The sequence below is a fragment of the Stutzerimonas sp. VN223-3 genome, from assembly GCF_045999685.1.
GTDB classification, from domain to species: domain Bacteria; phylum Pseudomonadota; class Gammaproteobacteria; order Pseudomonadales; family Pseudomonadaceae; genus Stutzerimonas; species Stutzerimonas stutzeri_AR.
The window spans coordinates 448,335-461,388 of record NZ_RBEC01000001.1 but is presented as its reverse complement, the minus strand read 5'-3'; the positions used below and the strand labels follow the sequence as shown (position 1 = coordinate 461,388).

Annotated in this window: 8 protein-coding genes and 1 pseudogene; 1 reads left to right on the top strand and 8 read right to left on the bottom strand. The window is 59.7% G+C overall.

Features of this window, described 5'->3' with window-relative positions:
* Position 1: 1 nt before the first annotated feature.
* From D7241_RS02120 to D7241_RS02095, 6 genes and pseudogenes are all read right to left on the bottom strand, one after another.
* Positions 2–1,252: an NAD(P)/FAD-dependent oxidoreductase gene (locus D7241_RS02120; protein ID WP_408100115.1), complete on the bottom strand. Its 1,251-nt coding sequence runs from the start codon at positions 1,250–1,252 to the stop codon at positions 2–4.
* A 299-nt stretch (positions 1,253–1,551) separates the two neighbouring features.
* A complete protein-coding gene (locus D7241_RS02115) occupies positions 1,552–2,982 on the bottom strand; it encodes an aldehyde dehydrogenase family protein (RefSeq protein ID WP_408100114.1) in 1,431 nt (476 codons plus the stop codon).
* A gap of 253 nt (positions 2,983–3,235) precedes the next feature.
* On the bottom strand, positions 3,236–3,625 hold the full coding sequence (locus tag D7241_RS02110; protein ID WP_408100113.1) for a carboxymuconolactone decarboxylase family protein: 390 nt from the start codon (positions 3,623–3,625) through the stop codon (positions 3,236–3,238).
* Positions 3,626–3,763: 138 nt separating this feature from the next.
* Positions 3,764–4,117 (bottom strand): Rieske (2Fe-2S) protein, encoded by a 354-nt coding sequence (locus D7241_RS02105; protein ID WP_255983633.1) that lies wholly within the window; start codon positions 4,115–4,117, stop codon positions 3,764–3,766.
* 21 nt (positions 4,118–4,138) lie between these two features.
* Positions 4,139–5,227, bottom strand: a complete 1,089-nt coding sequence (locus D7241_RS02100) for an amidohydrolase family protein (protein ID WP_255983631.1) — start codon at positions 5,225–5,227, stop codon at positions 4,139–4,141.
* A 232-nt stretch (positions 5,228–5,459) separates the two neighbouring features.
* Positions 5,460–5,528: pseudogene (locus tag D7241_RS02095) on the bottom strand (hypothetical protein); the annotation flags it as partial.
* Between the two features lie 219 nt (positions 5,529–5,747).
* Here D7241_RS02095 and D7241_RS02090 point away from each other — a divergent pair.
* Positions 5,748–6,656, top strand: a complete 909-nt coding sequence (locus D7241_RS02090) for a LysR family transcriptional regulator (protein ID WP_408100112.1) — start codon at positions 5,748–5,750, stop codon at positions 6,654–6,656.
* A 169-nt stretch (positions 6,657–6,825) separates the two neighbouring features.
* Here D7241_RS02090 and hrpA read toward each other — a convergent pair whose 3' ends face one another.
* On the bottom strand, positions 6,826–10,935 hold the full coding sequence (hrpA, locus tag D7241_RS02085) for an ATP-dependent RNA helicase HrpA (protein WP_408100111.1): 4,110 nt from the start codon (positions 10,933–10,935) through the stop codon (positions 6,826–6,828).
* A gap of 230 nt (positions 10,936–11,165) precedes the next feature.
* Positions 11,166–12,830, bottom strand: coding sequence for a diguanylate cyclase (locus D7241_RS02080; RefSeq protein ID WP_408100110.1), 1,665 nt, complete (start codon positions 12,828–12,830; stop codon positions 11,166–11,168).
* Positions 12,831–13,054 lie beyond the last annotated feature (224 nt).

The window sequence follows — 13,054 nt, the reverse complement described above, 5'->3', positions numbered from 1 at the left end:
ATCAGATCTCCTGCGTTGTATTCGTACGTGTTAGGACGAACTCCGGTATGGCGCTCAGCTCGACCGACGGGTCCGCCAGAGCGTCAAAACTTGGGTTGAAGCCAGCCGTTAACCAGCGCTTCGCGGTCATAAAGGCTTTCGGATCGTTAATCGCGTCGACTGCGAGGAAGCGGTCGTCATCGAAATACCAAACCGAAAGGCCTGAGCGGGGCGCCTCTCTCACCGCGACGCGGTTGTAGCCAAGGTGCAGGCCGGCGATCTGCAGTTTGGTGGCGTACTGATCGGACCAGAACCACGGAATCGGCAGATAGTGGGGCTCTTCGCCAAGCATCGAGCGCGCCACCACATCCGCCATATCCACGGCGTTCTGGATAGATTCGAGCCGCATGTGCACCCCCCGATACGGGAAGGAGGCGCAGTCGCCCGAAGCATAGATAGACGGATCGGAGGTACGCCCACAGCTATCGACGACGATGCCGTTCACTACAACCAGCCCGGCGCGTTCTGCCAGTTCCGTGGCGGGGTTCACGCCGATGCCGGCGACGACCACATCGACGTCCATTTCTGAACCGTCGCTGAGACGCGCACGCACCGCCTGACCTTCGTGCTGTTCAAGACCATCGAGGCCGACGCCCTCTCGGATCACCACACCGTTTTGCAGATGCAGTGCATTGAAGTAGGACGCGGTCTCGGCCGAGGCCACACGATTGAGAATCCGGTCGGCCTGTTCAATCAGGGTGACGTGCATGCCGAGGCTTCGCGCCACCGCCGCGGTCTCGAGTCCGATGTAGCCCCCACCGACCACCAACAGCTGGCGTCCTTTGCCGAACTCGTCGCGCAGCGCCCTGGCGTCGGCCAGTGTCCTGAGGGTGTAGACATTACGAGCATCGCCGCCTATCGAAGCCGGCAGGCGCCGTGCATTCGCACCAGTAGCCAGCGCAAGCCAGTCATAGCGCAGCGTCGTCCCGTCATCCAAGGTGACGCTTTTTGCCGTGCGATCTAGCGTCGTGATCCGACAGCCCAGCCGCAGCTCGATACGCTCACTCTCATAGAGTTGCTTGGGCTTCAGATAAAGCCCGTCGGCTTCCGCCAGGTTGGTCACGTATTTCTTCGACAACGGTGGGCGGTGATACGGAAGGTCAGGCTCTTCACCGATGAGGGTGATTTCGTCCTGGCACCCCAGCATCCGCAGCTTGAACGCCAGCGAAACGCCTGATTGTCCGGTGCCGACGATTATTATTCTCTTGGTCATGCTTCGGGATCCGTTTCGACTCAGCTTTATGGAGTACGACTAGCCGCGATTCACTGGCTGCCCTCCAAGTCATTCCGCCATTGGCGCCACGCTGGCGAACCATCGTGACCGCTCATGCTCGCCTCCCGAGCGGCGGATCTTCTCTAGCGCTCTTTCTTACAGGTTGCTCCGCAGCGAAGTCGTTTTGAAGCTAGTTTTCCCGACACCCGCATTCGCGCTGACCGAATGCGAGGCCCGACTTCGCAACGTGTGCAAGACGCCAAGGCTCTACAGCGACGCATGGGCGTACGGCCCGAGCATCACTCGAAACAATTCACTATGGTTTTGGTGGTGGTGAACTCATCCAGGGCGATAAAGCCTTTCTCGCGCCCGTAGCCACTTTTCTTTCGGCCGCCGAAGGGCAGCTCGACCCCACCGCCGGCGCCATAGCAGTTGATATACACCTGGCCCGCGACCACCGAGCGCGCCATCCGCTGCTGACGCGCACCGTTCTCGGTCCATACTGCGGCTACCAGACCGTATTCCGTCGCGTTGGCAAGCTCGATGGCGTCCGCCTCGTCTTCGAAAGGCATGGCTGCAAGCACCGGACCGAACACTTCGGCAGTAGCCAGCTCGTGGTCACGAGGGACAGGTCCGAACAGCATCGGGGGAACGAAGAATCCGCCCGGCTCGATGCCGTCGAGTTTGCCGGCTGCAAGCAACGGCAAACCGGATTCGTGGAGGCGGTGGATAAATGCCTGCACACGCTCGAACTGCGCACGGGTGATGATCGGGCCGCAATCGGCACCGGAGTCCGGCATGCCGGCGCGAATACTCTCGAACCGCGCCGCAACACGCGACACCACCTCATCGTAGATTTCGCGCTGAATTAGCAAACGGGTGCCTGCCGAACAGGTTTGGCCGGTGTTTTGTACCAGGGCGCTGACAATAGCGGGCACCGCCTTGTCGAGATCGGCGTCGGCGAAAACGATTTGCGGGGACTTGCCGCCCAGTTCAAGCACACAGGGGACATGGTTGGCTGCGGTCGCCTGCTGCACGAGTGCGCCTACGCCAGGCGAGCCGGTAAAGGTGACCAGGTTGATGTCCGGGTGTCCGGTCAGGGCCGCGCCAGCCTCATGGCCAAATCCAGTGACAATATTGAGCGCACCGTCGGGCAGGCCTTCTTCCATCATCAACGTCGCGATGTAAAGCACCGACTGGCACGCCTCTTCGGACGGTTTCAGCACGATCGCATTGCCGGCCGCCAACGCTGGACAGGCCGTGCGACCAAACATCTGGGAAGGGTAATTCCAAGGAATGATGTGCCCGGTGACCCCAAGCGGTTCATGCACGACATTGACGGTGTAACCGTTCAGGTACGGAATGACTTCGCCATGATGCTTGTCAGCCGCCGCGCCGTAATATTCGAAGTAACGTGCCAGCACGACAATGTCTCGCTCCGCCAGATGCAGCGGCTTGCCGGTGTCGCGTGATTCGATTTGCGCGATTTCCTTGGCTTGTTGGAGTATCCGGTTGCCAATTCTGAGCAGCAGTCTCCCCCGCTCTGCTGCGGTGAACCGCCCCCAATTGGAATTCAGTGCCTGGCGCGCCGATTGGACTGCCGCGTTGACTTCCCACTCGCCGCCGCGACTTACCTGGGTGAAGACTTTTCCTGTTGACGGCTCGTCGACGTCAATCAGGCGTTCGTCATGAGCGGCAAGCCATTGCCCGTTAATTAATATTGTTTTCATGGCACCCCTTGAGCTTGTAGTACAGAAAGCGAAACGTGCGCAATGCAAGATCAGGACAGCTACTCGCGCCCGTTTCGACTGGTCGAATTGCACGCGAGGCCCATTCGAACCACCGCTTGCTGTCCCACGTGCAGCCTGCGATAGCTAGGTCGCCCCGAAGGGTTTCACTCACGGCGTGCGCAGGACGCATCGTCCATCCCACGCTGCCTGTGCCGGTCGCATGAACGGTGAGTTCTCAATGAAGAGGGGGTGATCAGATGCCCATTTCGTTGAACACTTCCTGCGCCGTACGGAAGCTGTCGATGGCGGCCGGCACACCGCAGTACACCGCGACTTGCAGGAAAACTTCGCGCAGTTCTTCTTTAGTCCAGCCGTTGTTGATGGCGCCGCGAACATGCATCTTCAGTTCTTGCGTCCTGCCAAGCGCAGAGATCATGCCCAGGTTGAGCATCGAGCGATCCTTGCGGCTGAGCCCAGGGCGGTTCCAGATTTCATCCCAGCAGTACTCTGTAACGAACTCCTGCATCGGCCAGTTGTAATCAGTCGCCTTGTTGACTGCCGCATCGACGTACTCGTCGCCTAATACATCACGGCGAGTTTGCAGCCCTTTTTTAAACTTCTCGGAAAATTTCTCTTCGTTCATCGTTCACCTCGATCTTTATATAAAGGCAGATTTGGCGTTAAACCCTACTTGGGACAGGCCCGCTTGCTGGTGGGCACGATCGGTCATGTTTGATGCGCCATGGGCATATGGCGCAGGCCGTCGGAGGCATTCGGTCTGTTACACGTCAACGTAGACCTGCCCCTCCCTGACCGAAACCGGATAGATTTTGATTTTGCTGTCACTCACGCCAAACAGGCACTTTCCGGTCTCCAGATCGAATTCCCAGCCGTGCCACGGGCACCTAACTACCTGGTTCTCCATTCCGTAGTTGAATTCGCCTGCGCACGCAGTAGGCAACATCGTGCCTTCGACCGTACCCCTCGCTAGAGGCGCTCGTTTGTGGGGGCAGAGATTCTTGACGGCGTAAACTTTATCGCCTCGCTTGAACACACCGATTGGCCTTCCTTCAATGTCGACGATCAGTGCATCGGTATCTGGTATATCGTCCAGGTGACCTACATTGTGCTCCACGGGTTTTCTCCTTTAGCCGGCTTATACCGCGGCGTTCAATCCAAACAGTTCGGCTGCGTTGTCATAGAAGATGCGCTGCTTCATTGCTTGAGGCAGACGCTGGAAAGTGGTCTGGGGATAATCGGTGTCCCAATGCGGATAGTCGGTGCTGAAAAGAATGGTGCGCTCGGCATGCACCATTTCCAGAATCTGGATCAGGTACTCATCCTTCTCCGGCTCTTCAAGCGGTTGACTGGTGAAACGAACGTGATCGAGTACGTAGCGGCTCGGCTCGTATTCAAGCCACGGCACTTCACAGCGGAACTGTCTCCAGTTCTGGTCGACGCGCCAGAGCATGTGCGGGACCCAGCTGAAGCCGAATTCTGCCGCCAGGAACTTGAGCTTAGGGAAACGCACGAACACGCCCTCGAACAGCAGGCTGGCAATGTTGCCCATGGCGATCTGGGGGAAGCAGGAATGGCGCTCGATGTAAGTGCTCGGCACCCCGCCAGCGAAAGCTACGCTTGTCTGAAACGCCCCTTCGGTACCGGTCGGGTGAATCAGGATAGGCAGGCCGAGCTCTTCGGCGGCCTCGTAAATGGGGTAATAGTGACGGTTCCCCATGAGCACATTGATCAGCGGCATGTATACCGCGACGATGCCCTCTTCGCCGCCGATACGCCGTATCTCCTTGGCCGCCTCGATCGGATCATGCACAGCAACGCACATCGCCAGGCGATAGCGCGAATCGACGTCGAGCCACTTGTCCCGGAAATAATCGTTAAAGGCACGAGCCAAGGTAACGGCCTCGCCGGTATTGGGCAGCGAGACCAGCTTGCCCGCCTGGATCGACGAAAGGATCGCGTACTCGATTCCGTGCGGATCCAAGTGGTCCTCCCGCATGAAATACGGATCGGAACCGCCAGCACCACCGCTCGGCGGCGTGGCGTCTCGGCGAATCGACGTAGCACCAGCCAACGGCGGACGCAGCGGATGGTCCGGCAGGATCGCGCGTTTGCCTTCAAAGCGCTTTTGCCAGCTCTGGCTCATGTAAGGCTTAAGCCCTTCGATATCGCCATTCACCCAGGGGTGCACATCCGAATCGATGATTTTCATGCGGGGATTGCTCATTCCTCACCTCTCTCACAGTTCTTACTCGCATCGAACAAGGACACGATGTCCCGGAGCGAGTCGTCTTCACGTCAATGAATTCTTGTTGTTACACCTACGCAGCTTTCCCTATTGCCTTGGCCGCGTTTTCGTTCCGAAAACTGCGGGCGGACCCGCTCAGAAGCTGCGCGGCTCCAATGAATGCTCAGCCACGTACGACAGGATCAGGTTGTTCGAGATTGGCGCTGCATTCGGCGGGAAACTCGGCGCAGAGGGCGCGCACGCCTTCGCGGATGGCGTTGAGTTCTTCGTTGTCATTCACGTCCATAACTTCTTGCTCAAGTCAGGCTTGGGAATAGCGGAATGGCTAGGGAAGCCTTGGCCTACCGCGTTGTTGTGGGGTGTACCTTGCAATCCCAATCGCATTCTGGGAATTTGTAATTACGGAGACCGGTGTTCGGCCGCGCAGAACGCGCTCAAGTGCGCCTGCCATCAACGGGGAGCAAAAACCCATCAACGCTCGGCCAGGAGAAACAGCGACATGCATTTTGAAATCGCCGATATGCGCCTCTTTATTCACGTAGCCGAATCACCCAGCCTGACGCAGGGTGCGCGTCGCGCCCACCTGTCGCCCGCCGCGACCAGTGCGAGGATAAAGGCGCTTGAAAATCAGCTCGGCACACGGTTGCTCTATCGCGATACCCGCGGGGTCACATTGACGCCGGCGGGTACGAAGCTCTTGCAGCACGCCAGGCTGATCATGCGGCAGGTGGATTACGTCAAGGCTGAGTTCGCCGAGTACGGGACGGGCTCCTTCGGGCACATACGCATCTTTGCCAACACAACGGCTGTGACGGAGTTTCTTCCGGAAGTGCTCGTCGGGTTTCTCACCCAACATCCAGGCGTTACCGTTGATCTTCAGGAGCGGTTATCGCGAGATATCGTCCGTGGGGTACTCGATGGTTCGGCGGATCTGGGGTTCATTGCCGGCCCGGTGGAAGCCAGCGGATTGGAGGTTCTGCACTACAGCACGGACCGGCTGCTGCTGGCGCTGCCCAAAAACCACCCGCTGGCCAAGGAATCCGAGGTCACGCTGAGTCAGACTCTCGCGTACCAACATATCGGCCTTCACGAAGGCAGCACGCTTTTCAGCTTTGTCAGCGCACAGGTTGAACGGCTCGGCGGCACGCTACCGTTACGTATTCAAGTGTCCAGCTACGAGGCGATCTGCAGGATGATCGAGGCTGGTGTGGGCATTGGCATCATTCCCGAATCGGCCGCGGAGCGTCATCGCCGCACGATGGAACTGGTCACGGTGCACCTGAAGGAACCCTGGGCGATCCGGGAGCGCAGCATGCTGGTACGTGAGCTCGACGCCTTGCCCGGCTGCGTAAAGGAGCTGGTAGCGATCCTGCGAAAATCAAAAAATTCAGAGCCCACTCAGGACTAGGAAAAAACCCGCACGGACGGGCGTGGCGGAGCGCCTGAAAGCCGAGGACGACCGCCACACCGACCAGACAATGACGAAGCCGCAGTGCATCGCCGACGCCAATCGCTGCACGCGAAGACAGGCCAGCCCCCCGGAACTCCAGAGATCGACGTGGTTGGACGCCCTGCTGTCAGGGCTCGACCTGGCTCCACTGCTTGTTCAGCCGCTTGTCCGAGGTCGGCATCCTGGTCCCGAGTTGCTGCGCCCAGAGCGAGACGCGGTATTCCTCCAACATCCAGCGGTAGAGGGTCAGCTCAGGGTCGCGTTTGCCTTCCTGCTGGTGCTTTTTCGAGCGGGTTTGATAGTGCTCCCAGTACCCGGCCAGTTCGCCGGACCAGACCCGGTCACGCTGCAATTGCGCGCCGATCTTTTCGAAGCGCTGCTCGATGGCCTTGAGGTAGCGCGGGTATTCCTTGAGCCATTCGGCAGGCGTCTCGCGGACGAAACCGGGATATACGAGGTTTGCGAGCTGCGCCTTGATGTCGTTGAGAGCCACGGCTTGGGCCAGGTCGATCTTGCCTTTGAAGCGCTTCTGCAGGCTATGCCAGAGTTTGAGGATTTCCAGCACCTGTCGTGCAAGACGTTCGGCGTGCGGCGCCCAATCGCCACGCTTCCTTTCTGCAAGGGCAGCCAGTGCGGCGCCATCGCGGGGTAGTTGAGCTTCACCATCGAGGATGCAGCTGTCGAGGCTGGCGAGCAGGATGTCCTCGACCAACGCATCCACTTTGCCCATGTCGCGGTAGAGCAGCGCCATGTCGGTGAGGCCGGGGAGTTTGCTGCGCAGATATTTCGCCGGCTCGCTGAGTTGGTGCAACAACAGCCGCTGCAGGGCGCGGCGGTGTTGATAATCGGCTTCAGCCTGGGTTGGGAAGCGGCCTTCCTTGACTACCCCACCCTCTTCCACCAGAGCCGGATAAACCGTCATCGACAGCCCGGCCATCTTCGCCTGAGCCTTTTCAGCCACCTGAGCGAAGGCTTTGGCCTCGACCGGTTTCTGCTCAGTCTTTTGCTGCGGTGGCGCCAACGCGGCCTGGCTGGCCTCGGAGAAGCGCGCGGTGAGCTCGGCCAAATCGCGACCTTCGCCGAGGAACTTACCGCGGGCGTCTACGACTTCAATGTTCATCTTCAGATGGCTGTCGAGCTGGTTCGCCGCCTCGCTCCACGCTTCTTCTGGCACGCGGGCGCCGGTCATGCGCAGCAGCTCGCGACCAAGCGCCTCGGGTAGCGAACCCTCTCCGAAGCTGACCTTCGAAAGCGCAGCCTTGACGAAATCCGGCACCGGCACGAAGTTCTTGCGGATTGCCTTGGGCAGGTTGCGCACCAACGCCACGGCCTTGGTTTCCAGGAGGCCGGGCACTAACCAATCGAGCCGTTCACTGCGCAGCTGCGGCAACAACGGAGCCGGCACGCGCAGGGTCACGCCATCACGCGGATGGTTGGGCTCGAAGTGGTATTCCAGCGGCAGTTGCAGTTCACCGATGCGCAACTGGTCCGGGTACTGCGCGCTGGTGACTTCACTGGCGTCGCGAGCGAGCACATCCTCATCGCGCATGATCAGCAGTTGCGGATCCTTTGCACTCTCGCGCTTGTACCAAATCTCGAAGCTGGCCGTCTGATAGATGTCTTGCGGCACGCGCGCGTCGTAGTAGGCAAACAGCGTGTCCTCGTCGGCGATGATGTCACGCCGACGGGCCTTGGCCTCCAGCTCGTCGAATAACTCCAGTAGCTCTCGGTTGGCGCTCAACGCCTTGGCGCGACTGTGCATCTCACCACGCACCAGGCCTTCGCGGATGAACAGTTCGCGCGCCGCCGGCGGATCGATGGGGCCGAAATGCACCGGGCGCCGCGCGACGATGATCATGCCGTACAGGGTGACCTGCTCGAACGCCACCACCTGGCCGCGCTTCTTCTCCCAGTGCGGCTCGAAGTGGTTGGTCTTGGTCAGGTGCTTGGCCAGCGGCTCGATCCAGTCAGGCTCTATTTTCGCCACCATGCGCGCAAACAGCTTGGTAGTCTCGACCAGTTCGGCGGCCATGATCCAGTTGGGTTTCTTGCGGCCGATGACGCTCGACGGATGGACCCAGAAACGCCGCTGGCGCGCGCCGAGAAAGTCGCCATCCTCGGTTTTATGCCCAACCTGGCTGAGCAGTCCGGAAAGGATCGCCTTGTGTACCGCAGCGTAGCTTTTCGCCTTTTGCGCGGCCTCGCTGGCTTCGGCCTGTTGCCGGACGATCGCGTTGACCTTGTTATCGGTAGTCAGTGCTGGTGTGGAATCAGTTGCGGCGGGCTCTTCGTAGGAGCGAGGGGCGCGCCTCAGCGCTTGCTCGCGAAGCTTCGCGACCGAGCCCCGTTCGCTACGGTAATCGGAGTTGGCCTTTTGATCACCGCCCAACTTCAGCTCACGCACAATCAACGTCAGCTGCCGGTGGGCATCGCGCCACTCGCGCAGACGCAAATAGTTGAGGAAATTCTTCCGACACCAGGTGCGCAATGCGTTGGAACCCAGCGCCTGACGCTGGTCCTCGAAGCCGCGCCAGAGGTTGATCAGCGCGGCGAAGTCCGAATCCGGGTCCTTCCACTGGGCATGAGCCTGGTCGGCGGTCTGTTGACGATCAGCCGGGCGTTCACGCACATCCTGCACCGACAGCGCACTGGCAACGATCAGCACCTCGGCCATGCTGCCCAGCTGCGCCGCTTCGAGCAGCATGCGGCCGAGTCGCGGGTCGATGGGCAGGCGCGCCAGCTGGCGGCCCAGAGGCGTCAGCTGGTTCTCGCGGTTGACCGCCGAGAGCTCCTGCAGCAGGTTGAAACCGTCGCTGATGGCCTTGCCGTCCGGCGGCTCGATGAACGGAAAATCCTCGATCTGGCCGAGGCGCAAGTGCAGCATCTGCAGGATCACTGCGGCCAGGTTGGTGCGCAGGATTTCCGGATCGGTGAATTCCGGCCGAGAGAGAAAATCCTCCTCGCTGTAGAGACGAATGCAAATGCCAGGTTCGACCCGCCCGCAACGGCCCTTGCGCTGATTGGCGCTGGCCTGGGACACGGCCTCGATAGGCAACCGCTGAACCTTGGCGCGGTAGCTGTAGCGGCTGATCCGCGCGGTGCCGGAGTCGATTACATAACGGATGCCCGGCACGGTAAGCGAAGTTTCCGCAACGTTGGTCGCCAGCACGATCTTGCGCCCAGCGGCGGGACGGAAGATCTTCTGCTGCTCGGCCGGCGTCAACCGCGCATACAGTGGCAACACCTCGGTAAAACGCAGATTGGCCTTGCGCAGCACTTCGGCGGCGTCGCGGATCTCACGCTCACCGGGCAGGAACACCAGCACATCACCGGGTCGTTTGCCGATGCTCTTTTCATGGGCATCGATTTCGTCCAGCGCGGCGAGGATGCCCTGATCGACGGTAAGGTCGTCTTCGACGCGATTGCCGTCTTCATCGACTTCCGCCGACAGCGGCCGGTACCAGGTTTCCACCGGATAGGTGCGACCGGACACTTCGACAATAGGCGCGCCGTTGAAATGCTCGGAAAATCGCTCCAGGTCAATGGTCGCCGAGGTGATGATCACCTTCAGATCGGGTCGGCGCGGCAGCAGCGTTTTCAGGTAGCCAAGCAGGAAGTCGATGTTGAGGCTGCGCTCGTGCGCCTCGTCGACGATGATGGTGTCGTATTTTTCCAAGAAACGGTCGTGCTGGGTCTCGGCCAGCAAAATACCGTCGGTCATCAATTTGATCAGCGAGCTTTCCTTGCTCTGATCTTCGAAACGCACTTGATAACCCACCAGCTCGCCAAGCGGGGTGCCGATTTCTTCGGCTACCCGAGTGGCGACGCTACGCGCGGCCAGTCGACGCGGTTGGGTATGGCCGATCAGCCCGTGCACGCCACGGCCGAGCTCCAGGCAGATTTTCGGCAACTGAGTGGTCTTGCCCGAGCCCGTCTCACCCGCAATCACCAACACCTGATGTTTGCGTAGCGCGTCCTTGATTTCCTCGCGCTTGGCGGCAATCGGCAGCTGATCGTCATAACGCATCGCCGGCACGCTGTTGCGCCGCGCTTCAGCCTTTGCGACCGAGGCCCGGAAGCGTTCGAGCCACTGGACGAGACGATTATCTTCAATCGACGCATCGCCGGCTTTCTTGCGCAGGTCGTGCAACTGACGACGCAAGCGATGGCGGTCGGCGTACATCGCCTGGTCGAGGTTTTTCAGCAGAGTGTCGATAGCGGGCATTGCGTCGGTCATGGACAGCCGTAAGCGATTTCGTGAAGACCGGATTGTCTCAGATTTACGATGGATCGGTGGCCCAGTGGTTACTGGGCTCCAGAATCATGGGGCCAGCGAGAAACCGTTGATCGTCATTAGTTCGAATGCGGCCTAGCTCATCGAGCTGGCGTTTTCTGATTGCGGAGATGCAACACACACAACCTTGCGACCCGCGTCGCCTCGAATTTAAACATTGAAGCGCTTGCCGATCAGTGTGCAGTTCTGGCAATCCCCGGCTCATCGCCATCTTCATCCATTCCTACCCGATAGGCCACGCAACGGTTCCTGCCGCTGCGCTTGGCGTGGTAGAGAGCGCTGTCGGCGCGCGCGAGTGCTTTGTCGAGCGAACTTTCGCCCTCGAAATACTCGGCGATCCCGATGCTGACTGTCGCCTCGAGCACGTGCTGGCCAGTTTCGACTTGCAAGGCCTGCACCACCTGTAGTGCGCGTTCGGCCGCCACTAGCGCTGCGGTCGTATCAGTGTCGGGCAGGATCGCAACAAACTCCTCCCCACCGAAGCGCACCAGAAAATCCGGTTGCCGCAACACGGATTGGCAAGCGGCGGCTACCGCTTTAAGCATTTCATCGCCGGCAGGATGCCCATAGTTGTCGTTGATTTTCTTGAAAAAATCTATATCCAGCATCAGCACCGAAATGCAACGGTCGTGACGCTGGGCGGCGCTGACCATCTTTTCCGCAATCTCGGTGAAATAGCGCCGGTTGTAGCAGCCGGTCAGCGGATCGGAAATAGCCATCGTCTGTAAATGCTGGCTCAGCGCCTCCAGCTCGCGGTGCTTGGCTTCGAGCTGCGCGTGTGCCGCATCAGCTGCTGCTCGGGCCGCTTCTTTCTCCTTCATCCGGCGCCTCACCAGTCGCACGTACATCGCCAGAAGTAGTACGAACGCCGTGCCGCCAGCGGCAATGAATGCAGCAATTGCAGCTGTCTGCTCGGCCTGCGCCATAGACGAGTAGCTCGTGATAGTCCAATCGGCTTGCGGCAGCGAATGGCTGAGCATGAAATAACGGCGCGTCTCGCCACTGTCCGGCTCATTCGCGCGGACCACACGCGGATCGGACCACAACGGATCGGAGGTGAAGCGCACAGGCGACTTGAGCATCGTCGCGTACTGCCGCGTTTCGCGTAGCCGATGCAAGACGTCATCCGACAACGGCCGCGTGGTTCGGTACTTCCATTCCTTGTTCGTGCTCAGAAAGATGATGCCGCTGTCATCGGTGACGGCAATTTGGTCGGACTCCGCCAGCCAGCGCTGGTCCAGCGTGTCCAGATCCACCTTCACCGCGACCACGCCGATAATTGTCGTGCCGTCGCGTACCGCCGAGGCCAGAAAATAGCCGGGTATGCCAGTTACCGAACCGACGCCATAGAAGCGGCCGACCTTACCCTCGCGCGCTTTCTGAAAATACGGGCGATAGGAGAAATCCTTGCCGTAGAAACTTTCAGGCGAGTCCCAGTTGCTAGCGGAGATCGTTAGCCCGTCGCGATTCATGACATACACAGCTGCGGCACCGGCCTTGGTGCTAGCGTTCTGCAGAATCAAATTGAGCGCGGCCTGGCTGCGCAAATCGTCGGGATGATTGAGCGCTTCGAATACGGCAGGATGTGAAGCCATCAGCTCGGGCAGGTACTCGAAACGCTCGACTGGGCTGAAGAAGGAAGCGCGGAAGACTTCGAGCCGATGGGAAGCGGCAGCGTCGAGTGCCCGTATTGCCAGCCGCTGACCGATCAGATAGCCGACGCTAATTGCAACGGCTATCAACGCAACGCAAATAAGCACAGTCAGGCGCGCGGGTCGGATTTTCAACTTGCTGGCCTTGGCCGGCACTGCGGAGAGCGTAAGCTCCGTTTCCCCCATATGCCTTCCTTAGTTGTATAGGAATAAGCATCGCGTTTGGGCTTGAGAAACTGCAAACGCTGTTCTTGTTTTGATTATGGGCGGCAGTATGGAGTGAAGCATTTGGTTCCGCAAGGAAGGGTCATATAGCCCAAGCGCTTGGGCGATAACGGTGCGGAGTTGATCTTGCAGGCAGAAATTCGAACCGCATCCGTCACAGAGTGGAACGAGTAAGCTCCCCCGTC

Coding starts and splice junctions, on each gene's coding strand:
- D7241_RS02120 (WP_408100115.1), bottom strand. CDS start 1,252: ATGACCAAGAGAATAATAATCGTCGGCACCGGACAATCAGGCGTTTCG.
- D7241_RS02115 (WP_408100114.1), bottom strand. CDS start 2,982: ATGAAAACAATATTAATTAACGGGCAATGGCTTGCCGCTCATGACGAA.
- D7241_RS02110 (WP_408100113.1), bottom strand. CDS start 3,625: ATGAACGAAGAGAAATTTTCCGAGAAGTTTAAAAAAGGGCTGCAAACT.
- D7241_RS02100 (WP_255983631.1), bottom strand. CDS start 5,227: ATGAGCAATCCCCGCATGAAAATCATCGATTCGGATGTGCACCCCTGG.
- D7241_RS02090 (WP_408100112.1), top strand. CDS start 5,748: ATGCATTTTGAAATCGCCGATATGCGCCTCTTTATTCACGTAGCCGAA.
- hrpA (WP_408100111.1), bottom strand. CDS start 10,935: ATGACCGACGCAATGCCCGCTATCGACACTCTGCTGAAAAACCTCGAC.
- D7241_RS02080 (WP_408100110.1), bottom strand. CDS start 12,830: ATGGGGGAAACGGAGCTTACGCTCTCCGCAGTGCCGGCCAAGGCCAGC.